Origin of the sequence: Bacillus sp. FJAT-27445 (assembly GCF_001510665.1) — a bacterium.
Lineage (GTDB): Bacteria > Bacillota > Bacilli > Bacillales > Cytobacillaceae > Bacillus_D.
Map to the genome: position 1 here is coordinate 85,481 of NZ_LMTI01000007.1, position 20,689 is coordinate 106,169.

17 protein-coding genes are annotated in these 20,689 nt (G+C 46.0%); 4 read left to right on the top strand and 13 right to left on the bottom strand.

Annotated features, from left to right (window positions below; all coding sequences use genetic code 11):
• Positions 1-5: 5 nt before the first annotated feature.
• The 3 genes from AR337_RS19860 to AR337_RS19870 all read right to left on the bottom strand — a co-directional run bounded on the left by AR337_RS19860 (position 6) and on the right by AR337_RS19870 (position 5,480).
• Complete coding sequence (locus tag AR337_RS19860) at positions 6-3,200, bottom strand: DEAD/DEAH box helicase (RefSeq protein WP_059173934.1); 3,195 nt, start codon at positions 3,198-3,200, stop codon at positions 6-8.
• Between the two features lie 281 nt (positions 3,201-3,481).
• Positions 3,482-4,576, bottom strand: coding sequence for a cytochrome-c peroxidase (locus AR337_RS19865; RefSeq protein WP_059173788.1), 1,095 nt, complete (start codon positions 4,574-4,576; stop codon positions 3,482-3,484).
• A 172-nt stretch (positions 4,577-4,748) separates the two neighbouring features.
• The gene (locus AR337_RS19870; protein WP_059173789.1) at positions 4,749-5,480 is read right to left on the bottom strand and encodes a TIGR02206 family membrane protein; all 732 of its coding nucleotides are present in this window, start codon (positions 5,478-5,480) and stop codon (positions 4,749-4,751) included.
• Between the two features lie 258 nt (positions 5,481-5,738).
• On the opposite strand from AR337_RS19870, the gene AR337_RS19875 reads away from it, so the two are divergent.
• Positions 5,739-6,695 carry a Gfo/Idh/MocA family protein gene (locus AR337_RS19875; RefSeq protein WP_059173790.1) on the top strand — a complete coding sequence of 319 codons (957 nt, stop codon included), beginning with the start codon at positions 5,739-5,741 and terminating at the stop codon, positions 6,693-6,695.
• A gap of 78 nt (positions 6,696-6,773) precedes the next feature.
• Here AR337_RS19875 and AR337_RS19880 read toward each other — a convergent pair whose 3' ends face one another.
• The 3 genes from AR337_RS19880 to AR337_RS19890 form a co-directional block, all read right to left on the bottom strand.
• Positions 6,774-8,030, bottom strand: coding sequence for a cytochrome P450 (locus tag AR337_RS19880; protein WP_082687087.1), 1,257 nt, complete (start codon positions 8,028-8,030; stop codon positions 6,774-6,776).
• 514 nt (positions 8,031-8,544) lie between these two features.
• Complete coding sequence (locus AR337_RS19885) at positions 8,545-9,081, bottom strand: DinB family protein (protein ID WP_059173792.1); 537 nt, start codon at positions 9,079-9,081, stop codon at positions 8,545-8,547.
• A gap of 136 nt (positions 9,082-9,217) precedes the next feature.
• The gene (locus AR337_RS19890) at positions 9,218-9,886 is read right to left on the bottom strand and encodes an HAD family phosphatase (protein ID WP_082687089.1); all 669 of its coding nucleotides are present in this window, start codon (positions 9,884-9,886) and stop codon (positions 9,218-9,220) included.
• Positions 9,887-10,001: 115 nt separating this feature from the next.
• On the opposite strand from AR337_RS19890, the gene AR337_RS19895 reads away from it, so the two are divergent.
• Both AR337_RS19895 and AR337_RS19900 read left to right on the top strand, forming a co-directional pair.
• Positions 10,002-10,664 (top strand): response regulator transcription factor, encoded by a 663-nt coding sequence (locus tag AR337_RS19895; RefSeq protein WP_301335736.1) that lies wholly within the window; start codon positions 10,002-10,004, stop codon positions 10,662-10,664.
• Positions 10,661-11,683, top strand: a complete 1,023-nt coding sequence (locus AR337_RS19900; RefSeq protein WP_059173794.1) for a HAMP domain-containing sensor histidine kinase — start codon at positions 10,661-10,663, stop codon at positions 11,681-11,683. The genes AR337_RS19895 and AR337_RS19900 overlap by 4 nt, the downstream gene beginning before the upstream one ends.
• 35 nt (positions 11,684-11,718) lie before the next feature.
• On the opposite strand, the gene AR337_RS19905 is transcribed toward AR337_RS19900, so the two are convergent.
• Positions 11,719-13,638, bottom strand: coding sequence for an ABC transporter permease (locus tag AR337_RS19905; RefSeq protein WP_059173795.1), 1,920 nt, complete (start codon positions 13,636-13,638; stop codon positions 11,719-11,721).
• Positions 13,625-14,392, bottom strand: coding sequence for an ABC transporter ATP-binding protein (locus AR337_RS19910; protein WP_059173796.1), 768 nt, complete (start codon positions 14,390-14,392; stop codon positions 13,625-13,627). Before AR337_RS19910 ends, AR337_RS19905 begins: the two co-directional genes overlap by 14 nt.
• 426 nt (positions 14,393-14,818) lie before the next feature.
• On the opposite strand from AR337_RS19910, the gene AR337_RS19915 reads away from it, so the two are divergent.
• Complete coding sequence (locus AR337_RS19915) at positions 14,819-15,259, top strand: C40 family peptidase (RefSeq protein WP_059173797.1); 441 nt, start codon at positions 14,819-14,821, stop codon at positions 15,257-15,259.
• Positions 15,260-15,359: 100 nt separating this feature from the next.
• Here AR337_RS19915 and AR337_RS19920 read toward each other — a convergent pair whose 3' ends face one another.
• The 5 genes from AR337_RS19920 to AR337_RS19940 all read right to left on the bottom strand — a co-directional run bounded on the left by AR337_RS19920 (position 15,360) and on the right by AR337_RS19940 (position 20,603).
• Positions 15,360-16,490, bottom strand: a complete 1,131-nt coding sequence (locus tag AR337_RS19920; protein WP_059173798.1) for an ABC transporter permease — start codon at positions 16,488-16,490, stop codon at positions 15,360-15,362.
• Positions 16,483-17,688 carry an ABC transporter permease gene (locus tag AR337_RS19925; protein WP_059173799.1) on the bottom strand — a complete coding sequence of 402 codons (1,206 nt, stop codon included), beginning with the start codon at positions 17,686-17,688 and terminating at the stop codon, positions 16,483-16,485. The genes AR337_RS19920 and AR337_RS19925 overlap by 8 nt, the downstream gene beginning before the upstream one ends.
• Positions 17,689-17,701: 13 nt before the next feature.
• Positions 17,702-18,628 (bottom strand): ABC transporter ATP-binding protein, encoded by a 927-nt coding sequence (locus AR337_RS19930; RefSeq protein ID WP_059173936.1) that lies wholly within the window; start codon positions 18,626-18,628, stop codon positions 17,702-17,704.
• Positions 18,629-18,763: 135 nt separating this feature from the next.
• The gene (gene ribD / locus AR337_RS19935; RefSeq protein WP_059173800.1) at positions 18,764-19,855 is read right to left on the bottom strand and encodes a bifunctional diaminohydroxyphosphoribosylaminopyrimidine deaminase/5-amino-6-(5-phosphoribosylamino)uracil reductase RibD; all 1,092 of its coding nucleotides are present in this window, start codon (positions 19,853-19,855) and stop codon (positions 18,764-18,766) included.
• Positions 19,848-20,603: a GTP cyclohydrolase II gene (locus AR337_RS19940; RefSeq protein WP_059173801.1), complete on the bottom strand. Its 756-nt coding sequence runs from the start codon at positions 20,601-20,603 to the stop codon at positions 19,848-19,850. Before AR337_RS19940 ends, ribD begins: the two co-directional genes overlap by 8 nt.
• Positions 20,604-20,689: the final 86 nt, after the last annotated feature.

A 20,689-nucleotide genomic window follows, 5' to 3' on the forward strand; every position in this document is an offset into this window, starting at 1 on the left:
TCCCATTAGTTCTCTGCCATCAGAATATCCATGATGTCCTCTTCTGTTAGACTGGAAATGGACTTGCTCCTATTGCCAAGAATGTCATCCACCAAATGTCGCTTTTTTTCTTGCAAAGCATTTATTTTTTCTTCTATGGTCCCTCTTGCAACCAATTTTATCACTTGGACGGTTTGTTTTTGCCCCATCCTATGGGCACGGTCGGCAGCTTGCTCTTCAACGGCCGGATTCCACCAAAGATCATAAAGGATGACCGTATCAGCTCCAGCAAGGTTTAGCCCTGTTCCCCCCGCCTTCAAAGAAATCAGGAAGAAATCCCGCTCACCGGCATTGAAGCGGCTGCACACATCGACACGTTCTTCGGATGGTGTTTGGCCGTCCAGATAAAAATAGTTAATGCCCTGATTAGCAAATTCCTTGCCAATCATATTAAGCATCTTCGTAAACTGGGAGAAAATCAGGACGCGCCGCCCAGCAGCCCTCGATTCCTCGACAATTTGCAGAAGCTGTTCGAACTTTGCCGAACTCCCTTTGTAGCCGTCCACAAACAAGGCGGGGTGGCAGCAGATTTGGCGAAGCCTTGTCAGTCCGGCTAGGATTTTAATCCTGTTTTTCCTGATTGTTTCCTTATCAAGATGCTTAAGTGTCTTAACACGTAATTTTGCCAGATAGGCGGCGTACAGTTTTTTCTGTTCCGGCAAAAGCTCGGAGGTGTCGGTCGTTTCGATTTTGTCTGGGAGCTCGGAAAGGACATCCTTTTTCAGCCTTCGAAGCATGAATGGGCTGACCCTACGGGAAATTTGTTTCCTTGTTAAATGGCTGTACTCCCTCAGTCCCTGGAACAACTCCGGAAAGACGACGTGAAAAATCGACCATAGCTCTTCAATTGAGTTTTCTATCGGAGTGCCGGTAAGGCCAAACCTGTGGGACGCCTGGATTTTTTTCACAACACTGGCTGTTTGGGTTACAGGATTCTTGAATGCCTGCGCTTCATCAAAAAAGGCACAATGGAATGATTGGCGTTCGTACGTTCCAATATCTTTCCGGAGTAACGGATACGAGGTAATCACCACATCTATTTGGTCGAGCTCACTTGCAAGACTTGCCCTTTCTGTCCGCCCCCCATCCGCGACGATGGCATTTACCTCGGGGGCAAATTTGGAAAACTCGTTCAACCAGTTATAGGTTACGGACGAAGGACAAACAATGAGCGCAGGACGCCCTTGCTTACGCATTTCAGGAAGCTCGGACAGAATGTATGCAATGCTTTGAAGCGTTTTTCCAAGGCCCATATCATCTGCGAGAACGCCGCCAAACCCGTAGCCCGCAAGTGTCTTCAGCCATTGAAAGCCCTGTTTTTGGTAGTCCCGCAAAATTGGCGCCAATGCTTGGGGCAATTCATATTTAGTCCGTTCCGGATTTTTGATTTCCTCGAGAAAATTGCGGAACGACTCCTCAAAGAAAAAAGAATTCCCCTCACCCACTGAATCAAGCAGGCGAAGCCCTTGGATGATTGGCAAATTCAAGGATGAATCAATATCCTCCTGCTGGATGGGGGCAGCCTTTAGGAAGCGTTGAATCTCTTCGTACTCCCTTGCCTCTAGTGACATAAGTGAACCATTTTTCATACGATAGTATTTCCGTTTTTCTTCAAGCGCGGCAAGAATATCGCGGATTTCCCTTTCCGGGATGCCTCCAAGCTCAAATGTAAACTCCAGCCAGTTCGTGCGCTCCTTTTTAACCTTCACACTAATTCTTGGTGGTGCAGGGCTCCTGAAAATCCGGCTCCTTACAGCAGTTGTCGCATATATTTGCACATACTTTTCAAGCTTCGGAAGAATATGATACAAAAATTCATATTCAAGCTCTTCATTATGGAGGAAATAGCCGCCCTCTGTTGTTGCAAAAGAGCCTTCTTCCATTAATTCAAGAATGGCGTTTTCCTTGGCTGTCTCCCGGAGAATCCCTGGTTTATAATAGTTCGTTCCGTTGTCAAGAGGATTCAGGACGTGGCTCCCATAGTGGAATTCGAGTCCGGCCAAAAGGCGGCTTTTGACGCGGTCGAGGTACAGCTTAGCAATGAGTGGCGGACGGGCCTGATTTCTGGCAACCGATTCGGTGATCTGGATGCTGCCCAGTTTCTTGAGAGTCGGCACTACTTTTTCAAGGAAATAAGCTGCCTGGTTTGCAGGAATCGGCAGGACGTTTTTTCCAGGTGAGAGCACCCGTTTTAATTCAGAAAGGCGGCCGCAGTCTTCTTTGGAAAGCTCGACAAGTATTCCTTTGGCCAGCGCTATTTGGTAGGCCTCCAATAACATAATTTGGTCAAGCCCTTCAATCACCAGTTGATGGTTTCCGCTTTCTTCTTTCATTTCAATTTGCATAGGAAGCGGCCCTTTGGAAACCTGTATGCCCTCATATACCTCCCCGCCCAAAGCGAGTTTCACCCCTTTAGCCGGAAGTAGCAAAGGCAGAAGCTGGACCCAGGAAGTCGGAGGAATTATCAGGAGATGAGGTTCATCCTGTTTCGTTTCACCTCTGCTATCCGAAAAAGTGGCCTTTAAAGCTTTTTCATCCTCCATCGTCAGGATTAGCTGGTGGATGACAGAGTCCGCCTCGGTCTCAAAGCAATGAAGGTGAGGGTTGTAAAGGCCTGATGGGTCCGGTATCCCTCTTTGTACACTTTCGAGAAATACGCGGAGATTTTTTATTTGAATTGAATTGAGAACAATTTCAATGGCAATCATATTCCGTGCATTTGATACAGCTACTGGTTTGCAGAAAAACTCCACATCCAGGACAGCCCTCGTTTCAAAATGAAGCTGCCGGCCAGTTGAGAGCTTTGGCCGGTTGGTAAATAGGGTCGAGAGCAGTCCGGGTTCGACTGGGATTGTCGATGCCTCCAGAGTGTTTCCGGCTAGCATTTGTCCAGAAATCGCCAAAAGCACCCCGGCAACATGCTGGCAATCCTTATTGACAGACGCCAGTGACGGACAAGAACATACTGTCCGGAATCCACCGCGATTGTCGGCTTCTATTGTAACGTGGAAATCTTCGGCCCCGGTTACAGTTGCAGCCCACTTCCCATCTTCAGCTGAGTGCAGTTTCACCTTATTCCCGCGGTAATACGCCTCTCCCCTCTTATAGGAAGCAGGCCCGCACCGATTTTTAATGATCGTTTGATTTAACTTTATAATCAATGAAGAATCCGTTCCTTCCATGGCAAACATTTTTAGCATGCTTTTTTAAAAAGGCCGTTAAGCCCTGCCTTTATTATAACTCTCTTTTTGGAAGGCTTGCCAGAGTGAAGCAGTGAAGCAGGGGAAGCAGTGAAGCAGGGGACGTTTCCTTTGCCTCATTCTCTCTTTGAAGCAGGGGACGTTTCCTTTGCCTCATTCTCTCTTGATTGTATACAGAAGAAAAACCCCGCCTGGGCGGAGTTTTAGTAGTAAAGTACAAAGAACAATGGGTATGGCCAATTTTACGGCAAAATGGGTTTTTCAAAAACTGGGGGCTGCCCTCCTAAAGTTTTTAGAAAAGCCAGCAGGTCGGCTTTTTCCTGGACAGATAGCCCGAGAGGCATGAATTGCTTCATAAAGAAGCTTTTGTTCGGATGAATGTCTCCGCCGCGGTCGTAATAGTTTATGACATCTTCAAGCGTCTTTAGGCTGCCATCCCTCATATATGGGGCAGTATGGGTTATTCCGTACAAACCCGGCGTTCGGATCCGTCCCAGGTCTCCGGGGTCTTTTGTGACAGCGAAACGGCCTTCATCCGCCGATTCAATTCCGATATTGTAATAGTTATTGTCTGAGAGATTCGGTCCATTATGGCACGTTACACACATCGCCTTGCCAACAAATAAATCAATCCCACGGATTTCCTCGTCGGAAAGTGCGTTCTTATCCCCCTGCAGGAAGCGGTCATATGCGGTATCCTTTACGACAATCTGCCGTTCAAACGCAGCGATTGCTTTGGCTATATTATTCTTCGTAATACCATCGCCAAAAGCATTGTTGAACATTTCTTCATACCCTTTGACCGCTTTCAATTCCAGGATTAGCGCATCCAGGTTTTGATTCATTTCGTTCGGGTTTTCGATTGGGCCCAATGCCTGTTCTTCAAGCGACGCGGCACGGCCGTCCCAGAAGTTTGTTTTGTAATAGCCCGAATTGATAACGGTCGGCGAGTTCCTGGCACCTGCTGTTCCATCAACCTTTTCAAAAGTGGCCTTGCCATCGCCGTATCCAAGGCTGGAATCATGGCACGATGCACAGCTCCTCGTATTGTCTCCGGATAAGCGTGGATCGAAGTACAGCGCTTGGCCAAGCTTCAAAACTTCCGGATTCATCGGGTTATCGTCCGGAACAGGGATGTCTCCAAGCGGCGTGAGCATGTGGTGGGTTTGCAGGACATACTTCATTTCTTCTGACACTTCCCGGGGCTCCTGCTTGGCTTCTTCAACAGCCGGGGATTTTGTTGGCGCAGGAACAGCGTTTTCTCTGTAGCTAGAGCAGCCCTGCAAATTTATTAAAATAAAAATCACGAATAGAATGCCAGTTATATATTTTCCCATAACGGTTTACCTCCGGATGATCATTGGTACTTCCATTATAAGCGGTGGGTGATTGCCAAAGGGCTAAGCTATGTGAACATATTATTAAACATGTAAAGATTAGAAACTTGTAGTGTACTGCATAGGAAAAAAGTGAGGCATAGGACACGTCCCCTGCCTCATATCCCCTGCCTCACTTAATTGATTCTGTTATTGGTTTTGGCTTCCCTCGTTCGCGGAAAATTAGCCAGACGATGAGGCTGAGCGAAACGAGCAGCCCTTCCAGCGAGAGAATGTACCATGGATAAGGACCGAGGACATCAAGAAGGCTGGCGGTTTCCGGCTTGTGGCTCAAGTACATGTAGTTGCCGCCGACCAGTTTGTTTATCAGAATGACCTCTGGCATAATCAGATTTAAAAACACGATTAGCTTTACTACAGACCAAATAGTAGGGCGATAGCCTCTAGCCCATGTAAAATAAAGCGGGACTAGTACAATCATAATATGCGTATAGAAAAAATGGACGAACCGGAAATGTGGGAAATCATAAAAAAGGTACGGAGTGGCGAGTGCCTGCGTTGCACCGAGCAATGCGGTATAAAGCAGGATATCATAGACTGCCTTTTTTCTGGTCAAAAGAAGGACAATCGCCAATATCAGGCTGATGCTGCAGAGCCCAGCCGGAAGCGAATCGACCGCGCGCCAAAAGCCGTTCGCATACATCCAAATGTGGTAGAGGGACTCCATCACAATAAGCGTTCCCGCTGCCCAAAGCTCCATTTTTCGCTGCCCCGGCCCCTGAAGCCGTTCACGAAACACATAAATCGCGATTGCCGCCAAGAGAAGTATGGCTAAAACAGCAATGTGAGAAGCCGAAAACATTGTAAACCGGTAGTTTTCCGAGCTCCCTCCGAACCAATCCATCTCCCCATCCCCTTTTACTAGTGGTTTTTTTGTGTGATTTAGTTGGAACTTAAAGAGTGCGGTTTTTTAATAATTAGTTCAATATCCACTATTTTACCATTTTACCAAAATGGTAGGCTATAAGGAAATGCTGTTGGCATCCTTGCAGCCTTAAATGATAAAATAAATTGGTACAAATATTGTTTAGGAATTCTTAACCGCTGTTTAGTAAGAACAAATGGGAGAAAGTTGGGCATCCATGCCAAAGGGGGATTATTAATGGGGAAAATTAACGTTGGCATTATTGGCACCGGTGGCATTGGTGAACGGGTATTGAATGCGTTCCAGGCCCATCCGGACACAGAAGTTTTAGGGGCTTTTGATGGCAATGCGGATAGGCTCGCTGAAATTTCCGAGAAGTATGGAATCGCAGCTGCGGAAGATTACAAGGAACTTTTTGACAACCCAGATATTAACCTGATTTATATCGCTGTTCCTCCAAAATTCCACCACCAGTTTGTCACTGAGGCTCTTCGGAGTAATAAAAATGTTTTATGCGAAAAACCATTGGCGAGTACGGTTGCCGAGGCGGATGAAATGCTAGCGGCTGCAACATCCAGGGGGCTGATTCATGCCGTCAATTTTCCGACGGTCTTCGGTGGTGGGTTCCTGGAACTGGAACGGCTTGCCGGCGACGGCTTCCTAGGTGATTTGCGTCGGGTTGAACTTCACTGCCATTTCGAAGAGTGGCCGCGCAAATGGCAGCAAAACAGCTGGATCTCTTCAAGGGAGCAAGGGGGATTTGTCCGGGAAGTCTTCCCGCATTACATCCAAATCATCCTTCACCTTTTTGGAAAAATAAGCGATATTCATTCTTCGCTGGAGCTCCCGGACAATCCTGAGCTTTGCGAAACGGGAATTATTGCCAACGGGAGGCTTTCCAATGGCGTGCCAGTCCTTTTTAATGGACTGTCGGGCATTGGAATGAAGGAAGAACTTCGGTTCGATTTGTTCGGAACAGAGGGCACCCTCTCCCTACGCAATTGGTCGGAGCTTTGGGCGGGTAGGAAAAATGAGCCTTTGCAACGGGTAGAGACAGATGTATCCAACAGTTATCAAGTTTTCATTGAGGAACTAGTGAATGCTTTTGAAGGAAAACCGTCGCGAATTGTTTCCTTCCAGCGCGGAAGGGATGTCCAGGAAGTTCTTGACCAGCTTTTGGGTGCTGAAGACTGATTTTCGAAATGAGAAATGAAGCAGAGGTAAATTCCTCTGCTTTATTCTTTTAATGGGGTAATTGAGCCTTCCTCCAGGCTACTGCACCATTTTGACATTAGATAGGATAAAACCACTTTCGGGACGGCTCGGCATCCGGACAAGGCTGTAGGTTAAGTCCTGTTCTTCGGGGACATCATATGTAATTCCGTTAACAAGCAGGTCGATGCACACCTTCATGACTTCAACGGTAACCCCCTCACCCGGACAGCGATGGCCCTTGGCTGTATCGCCGCCTCCTTGTGGGATGAACTTGAACAGGTTACCGTCCCAATCACGGAAGCGTTCCGGATGGAATTGGTCAGGGAATTCCCAAAGCCTGTAGTCATGATTCGTCCCGTACATATCCAACAGGACGAGCTGCCCTTCTTCAAAATTGTAATTTTGCCACGTAAAGGCATTTTTGACCCTTGCGCCGACAAACGGGCCAAACGGATAATAGCGCCTCACTTCCTCGGCAAACCACTCCCGGTATTGGTCTCCTTCCGTCCGTAATTTTTCCAGGCATTCAGGATGTTCGTTCAAGGCAAGGGCACTAAAAGAGATGAATGTTGCGATTGCAACAATCGGCCTAAGAATATTGATCAGTTCGACTGCAGCCATATGTGCATCCAGTGGCTCTCCATCCGGATCACTGTAAACCGCCCATGAATGAAGAGCGGATCCTTCTCTAGCGGCGAGTTCACCTGAACGGACCATTTCAATTACTTCGGTAATCCATTCCTCGGCACGAGTGCGCGCCCTTCTTCCTTTCCAATGACGCGGGCCAACAGCACCGAATGCATCGACCATCGCTGTAAAATCCTCCGAGCGTTCCTTAGCCTCTTCTTCCTTCAATGGCACCCCCGCCCATTCGCAGGCAATTTTGCATAGGATTGTTTCGGCTTCTTCGAAAAGGATAACCTGGTCCATCGTCTCCCATCTTGCGGCGGCTTCCTTGAAATATTTTTCAGCAAGTTTGCGGACTTCGGCAACTCCTTCCGGGGACAAAAGCGACATGAACAGCATTTTCCTGCTCAGATGGACTGCCCCATCCTTTGACTGGATTGCATTCACGCCGAAGAGGGACTTTTGCACCCGTTTCGGCGCTGCGCCTTTCCTTTGAAACCTGTCGTTATCATAAAAAACCTTCGCCGCTTCCTCGCCTGTCATACATACGACCTTTTGGCCAAGCAGCCGCGCCTCGAACAGGTCGGCGCCGTATTTTTTGCAGCGGTTTTGGATAAATTTATAGCCCTCCTGCATCAGCGCCAGACTGTTATCGAGGCTGTGGTCTTTAGGGACTTCACCATTCAAAATGATCTTCTCCTTCTTGGAAAAATAAGTTATCGCTACTGAATACATATTTGCCCATCAGGTCCCTGAATAAACCATGGACTGTTATGCGGCGGTAAGACGCCATTATCAGTTGGTTTCCGGTATTGGAGGATGGGTCTAATTGTGTCTGAAATTTGACAGTTTTCGATATCAACTTCGAAATTTTCGATATATCAAAAATTCTTTCGATATCCGCCTCAAAAATTTCGATATCCACCTTAAAATTTTCGATATCTTTCCATTTATAAAAAAACCATCATAAAATGACCTGGCCTGCCGGGGAATTTATCATGAAAATGGCCCAAAAAAAGGACTACTATTTAAAATGAATGCCAAACAACCTTCCCGGACCACTAAAAAAACAAAAAGACAGGGAAATATCCCTGCCTTACACAAATATTCCTATTAATTGGGGATGAAGCACTAGATACGTCCCCTGCTTCATGAAGCAGCAGAAACGTCCCCTGCCTCACTGCCTCACTGCTTCACATCTTCACTCCGCCGGAAACCCGCTGGAGCCGAGGTAGCGTTCCATGAGGATTTTGCGGTGATGGAGCTCGTGGCCGGCGATGATGGCTGCGAGGGCGCGGACCGTTACCATGTAGCCATTTGCGTTCCCTTTGCGTGTCCAGGCCTCTTCGTCAAGGGACCGGACCAAATGGAGGGTCGCCGTCCTGACCGCAGCAAAATTGGCCAGCAACTCTTCAAGTGAGTTTCGGTGAAACCCGGCGTTACGGACAAAATCGTTCTCCTCAAAGCCGGGGAGCAAAACCTCATCGCCGCGAGCGATTGTTAAAAGCCGGTAGGACATGACCCGCTCTGAGTCAGCCATATGGCCCAATACCTCTTTAATGCTCCATTTCGACTCGCCATACTTGAATGTTGCCTGCGTTTCCGACAGCCCTTTCAGGAGGATGTCCGTTTCCTCCCCCTGCCTTTCCAGAATTGAAACAATGTCTCCCTCCGGAATCAACGCAATATAAGGTTCAAAGTTGGTTGCATATTCACCTTGTCCAGGCCGTTTGTACATGCCAGCCACTCCCTTCCGTTTCTTGCTTTTACAATATCACGACCGTAAGCAATTTTACCAAAAATAAGCAAGCGGCAAACATGGTTTGCAATTTTCCTAAAAAAAGAGCCCTGTACTAAAGACTGAAGATGTTTCACTACATTTCCCGTTCGAATCGCTCCACTTCCTCCAGCACTTCCGCCAAACTCTTCTCCGCCATCGATGCCAGCCTAAGCCGGTACTTTTCAAATGGAAGATGGTTCGTAACCGGGTTCGGGACGATGACACAGTGCATCCCCGCCGCAATCGCCGCCGCTGATCCATTTAGCGAGTCTTCGAAAGCAACCGCCTCATCGGCATCGATCCCCAGGCTTTCAAGTGCTCGTATGTAAAGCGCGGGATCCGGCTTGACCTTATCGACGTCTTCCTTTGTCATAATCGTTTCAAAGTACTCAAAAATGCCAAACTTCCTTAAATACGACTCAACCCAATCCCTCCGCGAGCTTGATGCCAAGCCAATTTTCAGCCCAAGCTCCCTTGCTTCCTCCAGATACTCGCGGACCCCTTCCCGGAGTTCTAGGCCGCCTGATTTTTGCCTATATAATTCATTCGTTTTCAAATGGAGGCCAGCTTCATCAACGGTTATTCCTGTTGTTTTTTGAAAATAATCCTTCAACACTTCGTCAGTCGTGCCAATCACCTTTGAAAATTCCTCAAGCGGGAGTTCACACCCAAATTCCCCCATCACTTCTTTATATGCCTCAAACCAGAGTGACTCGGTATCAACAATTAAGCCGTCAAAATCGAAAATAATCCCCTTAATCATCCTGTTCGCCTCCATCTATCTTTCACCAAAAATGGTACTCTACTAAATTCTTGCCAAGTTTAATATACTATATTTACAATCCTATGATGAAGAAGGTGACTCTGTGAGAAAAGTAATGATTGTTGAGGATGACCCTAAATTGAGGAAATTGATTTCCTTGCACCTCGATAAATGGGATTTTTCGTCATACCCAGTAGACTCGTTCGATGAACTTGATTCAGAAGCTAAAAAATTGAATCCGGATCTCATTTTGCTCGATATCAATCTGCCAGCCTATGATGGCTTTTATTGGTGCAAAAAAATCCGCGAAGTATCTACCGCTCCCATCGTATTCATTTCATCGAGGACCGAGAATATGGATATCGTGATGGCCATGAATGTCGGGGGCGATGACTATATCCAGAAGCCCTTCTCCCTTGAGGTGCTGGTCGCCAAATTGAATGCCATTTTGCGGAGGGCAAAAACGCCAATGTTGCCAGTAGAGAATGTAATAGAGTACAACGGCCTGCTTCTTAATCTCGAAAAAGCGACAGTTCGATATGATGGAAGAGAAGCAATTTTAACAAAAAACGAATTTCACATTTTAGTAATGCTGATGAAACGGCCGGGAAAAATTACGGGAAGGGATGAAATCATGAGGGCATTGTGGGAGGATGAAAGCTTTATAGATGATAATACTCTGACCGTCAATATGAACCGGCTTAGAAAGAAGCTCGAGAGCCTGAAACTTAGTTCTATTATTCAGACGAGGAAAGGCCAAGGATACATCCTTCAATGAAACCGGGTGAATATCTTTCAGACCAAAAGGCACTTATCATCTGTTTCTTGCTTATCATCGGCTTTATAAATACCGTCGTCCTTGCCGACCCATCCCTGTCCATCCATCCGTCGAGCCTTGTGTATATTGATATTGTTTCACTTTTATTCATGGCGGGTTATTTTTCGTTTGATTTTCGGAGGAAGATAGTATTTCTAAAGGAAGCTGAAAGATTTGAACCCGGCGAAGCTCCATCCGCTGCTGAACTTAAGCTGACGCATGAAGAAAAGAGGTACATATCTCTTCTCTCGGGGCACTATCATTCCTATCTTGCAGCAATCCATGCAACCAATGAAGAAAAAAAGGAATGGATGGAGTACATGACCTCCTGGTTCCATGAAATCAAAACGCCTATCGCAGTAAGCAGGATGCTTTACGAAACAGGGGAAGGCAGCAAAAGCCTTGAGGAGGAGATGGACCGGATTGAGCATTATGTGGAACAGGCCCTCTATTTTTCGCGTTTGAACGACTTCAATAACGATTATCTCATTCAGGAATCAGACATTGATAGAATCGTGAAGGAATCTTTAAAAGCCCATTCAAAAGCATTTTTCGCCAAAAAAATCGGCCTGGAGGTTCACTTTGAACAGCTGGAAGGACTGACAGATAAAAAAGCTCTCCTATTCCTATTCAACCAGCTCCTTGGGAACGCATTAAAATATACCGCGCCCGGGGGGGAAATAACTGTTTCGGTCCTGAAAAATGAAAGGAAAATCATCATCAGGGATAATGGAATCGGCATTCTCGCCGAGGATCTTCCAAGAGTTTTTGAAAAGGGCTTTACCGGGAAAAATGGCCGTGAACTTTATTCTTCAACCGGCATGGGGCTCTACCTCGCCCAAAAAATAGCCGCCAAGATGGGGCACACACTTAAGATTTATTCGGAAAGGGGATCCTTCACGGAAGCAAGCATCCATTTCCCCGACCACGGAGGAGCCTACCACCTTGGAATGGAAACCGACAGCCACTTAAACCCATAACAAAAAGGGATGGAGCACCATCCCTTTTTGCGTTGCTATTCATTCACCAAACTGAAGAAACGCATTGCGGTGTAATAGAAATAAGCTATATACAAGCAAATATAGAGTCCAAGAACGACTGCAAATGGGCCAGCCATGCCAACTCCCGTAAACTTTGCCAAGGCTGAAACGAGGACCGAGCTATGGGACACGGCCAGCAGTATTGGGATTGCGAATACAAACAACGTTTGGAAACGGATTGATTTCCTCATATCAAAGCCACTTAAGCCAAGCTTCTTCAAAACTTGATACCTAGGCCTGTCAGCCTCTGCCTCGGATAACTGTCTGTAATATAGGACACTTCCGGTGGCAGTAAGGAAGACGAGCCCGAGGAAACCGCTGATGAATATTAGGATTCCGTATGTTTCCATCCCCTGGACATATTCGCCATAGAAGCTGGACCAAATGATATCGTCCTGTCTTCCGCCGTTTTTCCAAAGAATTGTTTCAATGGCTTCCCCAAGTTCCTTCGTATCTTTTTCATTCCTAAGCTTATAGATTTGCAACTTGGTTGTCGGCGCGCCTTCCATCACCGCTTTTTCGTACACTGCATCCTTTACGACAATCGGGAAGGCGAAAATGATTTGATTTAACAAGGAATAATCCTCATAGGATCGTATCGTGATCATTTTTCCTCCCGGTACTGTCAGGCTTCTACCGGTGTAGGGGTCGTGCGTCCTGTTCAGATTGCCATCGTAAAACACAATGGCTTCATCGCCGGCAAAATCAACAATCGCATCCTTCCCCATTTTTTTGGCAAGCTGCTTAAATGACGTTTCAGGAATGAGCAAAATCGGATAATCAGGCCGAAACCTGTCGGAAAATTCATGTCCAGCTTCCATCTTCACCGCCAGCAGATTAAACTCATATCGGATATCCTCCCTTTTTTTAAAAAGCTGGCCGATTTCCCTGTTTTTCTCTTCATTTTCAACAGAATAAATAAAGCTGTACGGAAAATTCTCCTTAGAAATTTCATTCAAATTGGCGTATAGGCTCCATGTTACCCCCATCAGGAAGAGAGTAAATGTAGATAGCAAAGACAATACTGCCAGGACGAGGATATTTCCCTTGATCCTGTAGAGCAGGTTTGAAATCCCGATCATATTCGCACCTTTATAGAAAAACCGCTTCCGCTTTGAAATTGACAAAAGCAAATAAACAATGAACGCCCTGATGAAGAGGAAGGTTCCAAAAATCATGAACAAAAACGACCCAAGCAGCTTCATGCCCGCATGGCTAGCCCAAAAAGCCGAGGAAGCAGGCTGTAGGATTGTCCAGTACCCGGTTCCAATCAATAGAAGCGAAAGAAGTGCGACAATAAAAGATGCCTGAGGGTTTTTTTCAGCCTTTTTCTCCGCCTTGAAGAGTTCAAGCAAGGTCGATTTATAGATCACTTTGGAATTATAGATGGAGGTGGCAGACAAAATCAGAAAGAAAACGGCAATTGTCTGAACGGTGGCTCCCACGGATAGGGAAAAGCCGGCAATGACATTTACCCCCATCAGCTTTACCAATACCATTGCAAACAGCTTTGAAAAAATTGCCCCAAGGCCAATTCCAACAAAGAGCGCTCCAGAGCCGACTAGTAAGTTTTCGTAAAACAACATTGTGCCAACTTTCGCCTTCGTCATGCCAAAAAACGAATATAGTGCAATTTCCTTCTTCCTCTTTTTCATAAAAAAGCTGTTTGAATAAAAAATAAACAGCGCGGAAAAGACCATCAGGAAAACGGAAGCTGCCATGAACGCAGGGCCAATTTTACCAAGGCTCGCCGCGGCATCGATTATCTCCCGGTTGTATTGCAGTGTAACGAATGTGAAGTATATGACCACACTAAAAACCATTGGATAAAAATATACCAAATACGCCTTGCTGTTTTTCCTTATATTCCGTTTAGTTAGCTCAAACAGACTCAATCTGTCCACCCCCCAGGGCAGCCAATACATTGACAACCTGCTGGAAAAACTGCTTCCTTGTTTGACTTCCCTTTCTCAATTCAGTGAAAAAGGAACCGTCTTTAATAAAAACAACACGGCTGCAAAAGCTTGCAGCATAAGGGTCGTGGGTAACCATTAGAATGGTTGCGCGATTAACTTTGTTGATCTCCTCAAGTGTCTTTAATAGAGTGTGCGCCGCTTTTGAATCAAGCGCGCCTGTCGGTTCATCGGCAAAGACAATGCTCGGGCTTGCAACAAGAGCCCGAGCTGCTGAAGCACGTTGCTGCTGTCCGCCCGAAACCTCGTATGGAAATTTACTAAGAATGGGTTCAATTCCAAAGTCCTTGGCAAGGCGGCTTACCCGATTGCCAATTTCAGCTGGGGGCATACCCGCCAATGCCAAAGGCAGTGATATATTTTCTTCAATCGTTAACGTGTCCAGAAGATTGTAGTCTTGAAAGATAAAGCCAAGCTGATCTCTCCTAAACCTGCTAGTATCCGCTTCTTTTAACCCCTGGACATTTGTCCCGTTAATCCTGACCGTTCCGGAAGTCGGAACATCAATGGTAGACAATATATTTAAAAGTGTCGTCTTTCCGGAACCGGATGGCCCCATCACAGCAGTAAATTCGCCCTTTTCAACCTTTAAATCAATGTTTTGCAAAGCTGTGAACACATTTCCCCTGCTTCCAAACGTCTTGTTGATGCCAACAGCCTCCAATACCAACTCCATCGTAATCCCTCTTTTACTGTTTTGTTACTTTAAATGTAATAAAATTCTATTGTCCCCTCCATCGCTTCACCTTACATTTTTGAATGAAAACTTACAATTTTGTAAGAAAACTATTAGCACTATTCTTCAAAAAAAGAAGTTTTGTTACAAATTTACATATTTTCGCCATACTTTTATATTCTTTTTACTCAATTTTCTTTGTAACTCTCGTAACATTTTTTCCTTAAAATAGATTAAAAAATCTCAAAAAAAAGCCTTTCATACCAAGGTTTCTCACTTTTAATCTCTTAAATGCATATTAAATTTATGTTAATTTTCGGAATATTCATCTCTGGTTGTAATAGACTTGTAATCTACCTGTGATGACCTTGTTAAGTAGATTGAAGTATAGTTGGTTTAGCAAAAAACACCAGGGGGTAAACTTACATGTTGAAGAAATTTATGGCGGTACTGTTTATGACAACTATGCTGATGACGATCCTTCCGACCATGGGTGAAGCTGCAACATATCACAACAGCGCAATTTCTGTCGCAAAAGCCAATATGGGAAAACGATATACCTGGGGCGGAATTAGCCCAAAATCAGGTTTTGATTGTTCTGGATTAGTGAAATACTCTTTTGGAAAAGCTGGAAAATCACTTCCACGGACAGCCGGCGAAATGTGGGGCAAAGGCACTCGCGTCTATACCCTCAAGCCAGGCGACCTTGTTTTCTATAAAACATACAAATCCTCAAGGCCAACACATGTCGGCATTTACATCGGCAGCGGAAAGTTCATCCACGCCGCTTCATCTAAAGGCGTATCTGTTTCATACTTAAGCAACTCTTATTGGAAGCCACGTTATGTAGGTGCGAAACGCATCTAATTATAGTATAGAAGAGAGCCGGACGGCTCTCTTCTTTTTTTGTGATTTTTTAAAAAAGAGAGACATTGAATGAACCAATGTCTCCTTGGCAAAACTTTTGCTAGTTTTCGTATTTCATTTTCCTTAGGCCTAAATAGAAGAACAGAAGGGAGAAACCAATAAGGGCCCCAACTGCTGTCCAAATGGTTGGCCCATGGAGGCTGCCGCTGACAATTTCCCTTATTCCGGACAACATCCAGCTTTGGGGCACGAATTTGGCAATCAGTTTCATGGCATTGGGGACAAAATCAAGCGGCCAGTAGACCCCTCCGAGCATGCAAGTACTGACAATGATTACCGCGCTTATTGCGCCTGCCTGCTGCTTTGTTTTTACAAGTCCGGCAATCATCAGCCCAAGCCCGACCACTGTCAGGATGACAAGTGAGGCAAATGGGATGAAATAAAGAGGATTTCCCCATATTCCATTAAAAATGAATTTAATTGAAAGGGTTAGGACACCAAGCTGAAGCCAGCCGAGCAAAAAATAGGACAGAATATAACCACATATGATTTGAATCCTCGTTGCCGGCGTTGCCATTAGCCTCGCCCAAGTACCCCCGGCTCTTTCTTCAAGGATGCTGGAAGCGGCTCCCGATATGCCGAACATCATGAACATGATGGTAAAACCAAGTGAAGTGAGGGAGACAGCTTCACCCTTCTCCCCTTTTTTCTGAATAATTTCCTTCTCAATGTGAATGGCCTTTTGAGATGATACCTCTTGTAACAGGACCGGAAACTCACTTTGGCCAATTTCTGCCGCAATTGAATAAGTGGCTGTAATCGTTCTTGATGTCCCTTCTAGATGTGGATACAATGCGAGGTATTCCATTGTCTCTCTTTGGATGGCGACTGTCATCAAAGGCTCCTTCTTGGCCAGCCTCTCCTCCAGTTCATTTTCAATGATGACAGCAGCAATAGCCTTTTGTTCGCTGACGGCCTGCCTTGCTTCTCTTGCAGATACCTTCTTCCACTTATACTGTTTGTTGCCCGTCAGCAAGTTCGCTGTGTGGCTAGAAAGTTCATCGCTTTCAGCGGAATAGAGCACTAATGGCTTATTCGTCTCGGCATTTCCAGCCATGCCTCCAAAAATGAGGCTGAAAACAAGCGGCATAACAATCATTAACACCCATACTGAAGTAGTACGGGACATTTCTTTAAGATGCAGGAGGGAAATCGCAAGGATTTTACGCATACTTCACCCTCCTCTCCCCGGAAAGGCGAATCCAGCCAATGGCCATAAAAAGAAGGCCCAGACCAAGCAGGCTCGCCGAACTTGGCAGAATATCGCTAATACCGCCGCCTGCCATGAGTTCCAGAAAGGATTGGAGTGCAAGGGCGTTTGGAAATACTTTTACAAACGTGTTCACCCAGTCGGGCATAAGGTAAAGAGGAACCATGCTCCCGCCAACTGCCGCCATAATCTGCGTTCCTAGCATTCCGGCTATACCGAATGCTTTCCCCGTTTTTAAAAAGGAGCCCGCCATGACCCCGAGCCCGCAGGCACTAAAAATGAAACAAACACCTACAATAAACACGCCTGGCAGGGAGCTTCCCCAATCAACTTGAAAGATAAGCCTTGTACCAAGAATGATTGCCAGCAGCTGAAAAGAGGACAAAAACAGCAGGCCAAGAACCTTCCCGGCCAAATATTCAAAATGGGTCAACTTTGAAACGAGGAGCCTTTTATAAACCTCTTGCTCCTTTTCTTCAATCATGGAAGTCACGCCAATGGTGACCGTCATGAGCAGGAACATGACACCCATTCCAACTGCGTAATATTGAAAGGAACTGACTGGGATTCCACCTTCGGCTGCCGCTTCCTGTTGAATCCACTTGACTGATCCATCCTCCGAAATTCTTCCCGCCCCGAGGTTGACTTGCCCCGTATTCCCCGTCTTCGCGGCAGCTTCAATTGCTCGCTTCATCCCTGCAGTCTGGATGGCCGCTTCCTTGGCAAACTGCTGGACGATGTTTTCCGTTATTGTAGCCTGAATGCCAGCGGAGGGAATGGAAATTAATTTTACTAAAGTTTCTTCACCTGCCAGGACCGCATTTGAAAAGTCCTTGCCGATTATCAGTCCGACAACTGCTGTTTGCTCCCGTAAACTGCGATACAGTTCTTTTTCATTCATCTTCTTGACCTTTACGAGGCCGGGAAGCCCTTTTTCAAAAATCTCTTCCTCGAGTATCGTCCCCATTTCCCCTTCATCCTGATTTGCGATTGCAAGGGTAAATTTATCTATTTTCACTTCGCCATCGCCCATGATTTTACCGAAGGCTGCTCCGAGGATCCCAATTAGCAGCAACGGCATAAGGATGAGAGTGAGCAATGCTTTTCGGTCTTTTCCGATAAGCAATGTATCTTTTAAAGCCAGCCACCAGAAATTCATACTTTCTCCCTCCTTAGTCGCGCAGGCTTCTTCCTGTCAGATGCAGAAAAACGCTCTCCAAATTCGGTTCGATGATTTCCACTCCGCCTATTTGCGCCCCTGTTTCTGTGATTCTTTGAACAAGGCCGCTCAAAACTGTTTGCGGTTCTTTATGGAATACGGTCAACTGCCCGCCAGTGAATTGAATATCTTCTTCAGGCATTATCCCGGCAAGGAACCCGGTATCCTGAAGGCCGCCCGTTATGGAAAATACCATCCTCGACCTGTCGCCAATGGTTTCCCTAAGTTCAGCGATCGTACCTGAAGCAATCAGTTTTCCATGATCCATGATGCCAATCCGTTCACACAAGAATTCCACTTCTTCCATGTAATGGCTCGTATAAATGACTGTCATCCCCTCACCGTTCAATCTCTTTACAGTCTCAAGGATATGCGCCCTTGACTGCGGATCGATGCCTACTGTTGGCTCATCCATGATCAATAATTCCGGCCTGTGGAGAATGGCTGCACCAATATTGACCCTTCGTTTCATTCCGCCTGAAAAAGTCTCTATTTTATCTTTCGCCCTGTCTGCAAGTCCAATCATGTCCATTGTTTCTGCAACCCGCTGTTCAAGAAGCCTGCCGGAAAGACCGTACATCCTTCCCCAAAAATACAGGTTATCCTTCGCACTCATTGTTTGGTAAAGGGCGATTTCCTGTGGCACAATCCCAATTAACGCCTGGGCTTTCTTTGGGTTGCTCAACATATCGATGCCTGAGATCACAATTTTTCCCGCTGTTGGCGGAAACAAGCCCGTCATCATATTGATCGCGGTCGATTTTCCGGCGCCATTCGGGCCAAGCAATCCAAAAGCCTCCCCTTTCCTTACGGTAAATGTGATTCCACGTACCGCCTCAAAATCCTTGAACGATTTCCTCAATCCTGAAACTGAAAGCAGCTCCATACTCCCAGACCCCTTTCTTTTCTAAGACTATTTTACTATATCTTTTTTCTTAATTGTGTGAATTGCTAAAGAAATCCAAAAATATTTATTTTTGGTATAAAAAAACGGCCAGCATCTGCTGGCCGCAACTCATTTATAAACTGGATAGCCAATGAATTTAAAATCGCTGCCTATCCTTTCCATCGAGGTATTTTCCAAATCAACGACATCTGCCATTGTTTCTGCGCCTTGCCCTGCAAGGAATGTAGGGGCAGCTTGTCCGCCAATAAGCTTAGGAGCCAGATAGAGGACCACCTTGTCAATCAGTTTCTTCTCCAGGAAGCCTGCATTGACGGTTCCTCCCCCTTCAATTAACAGGGACGAAACCAACTTTTCGCCAAGGATGTCTAGAACCTCTTCTAAGTCCGTTCTCTTTTCACCACTGGTCCGGAAAACATTGATTCCTTTTTCTATCAATAACTGTTCTTTATGTTCATCGGCTTCCTTTGCAGTAAAAATCCATGTCTCCGCCAGGCCGTCCAAAACCACTTTGGAATCTAGGGGTATGTTTAAAGAAGAATCGAGAATTACACGAATTGGATTTCTCCCATTTGGGATGCGTGTTGTCAACTCAGGGTTGTCTTTTATTACAGTATTTACCCCAACCAGGATGGCCATATTTTCATTTCTAAGAAGATGTACATCATGGCGGGCTTCCTCCGAGGTAATCCATTTGCTTTCAAAAGTCCTTGTGGCGATCTTCCCATCGAGGGCCGTGCCTGCCTTCAATGTAACAAATGGCCTTTTGGCCAAGATGAACTTATTAAAAACCTCATTCATCAAGCGGGACTCTTCTCCACCGATTCCAATTTCAACTTCAATTCCGGCATTTCTAAGGATTTGGACGCCATTCCCTTCCACAACCGGATTGGCATCAAGGGTGGCAATAACAGCTTTCTTAATCCCCGCCTGTACAATAGCTTCCGCACAAGGGCCGGTCCGCCCATGATGGGAACACGGCTCCAGGGTAACATAGATGGTACCTCCCCGGGCACTATCGCCGGCCATCCGGAGAGCGTGGATTTCCGCGTGGGGTCCGCCTGCCTGCAAATGGGCGCCTGTCCCTACAATCCTCCCATCATTCACGATTACCGAGCCGACAAGCGGATTGGGGTCCGTCTGCCCTTTTAGCGCGCGGGCATTTTGCAGAGCGATGCCCATGTAAAACTCATCGCTAGTCATTCGTGCATGTCCCCTCCTCTTCCAGGTGGCCTGAACGGTTTACTTTTGTGGCGAGGTACTTTTCATTGTACTCTGATCGATCCCCCCATAAAGGCTGCCTTCCTGAAATAGGCATTCCTGACTGCTTTAATGCTTCTAGTTTTTTCGGATTATTCGTAATCAAAGTAACTGGTTTGGAGCGTAATGCTTTCAGGACGGAAATGGCGTCATCATAATTTCTCGAGTCATCGACAAAGCCAAGGCCTTCATTAGCCTCAACCGTATCATAGCCATTTTCCTGAAGGATGTAGGCCATCGCCTTACTAAACAAACCAATTCCCCTGCCTTCATGATTAGCCAGGTAAAATAATGCACCAGTGCCATGCTCAACAATCATTTTCATTGAATTTTTTAATTGGAAGCCACAGTCGCACCTCTTGCTGCCAAAAATGTCCCCAGTATGGCAAATTGAGTGCATCCTGATGATTGCATCATCCCCGTAATTAAAATCCCCATAAGCAAGTACGCTTGATTGCTGCAATTCCGCCAAATTGGATGAGGATAGCTTGTCGATAATCCGCTGGTAATCTTCAGTAACCTCGTCACAGTTCAGCCAGCAGTACCATTGGAACTCGACAGTTTCGCCGTAAAGATTGACAGGAAGCCTGATAGGGCCAACCAAATAAATAGCCTCTTCGCCTGATTTAATTAGTTGAATTTTGTCTTTTAAAACCGAAAGTACTTTTGAATCCATTTTCAGCTCACTCATTAGAGATGGCTCCTTTTTTTAAAAATAGTGAATGGCCAAAGGCCCTCACATTCTACAAAAGGAACTGTATATACGCAGTTCCCCGT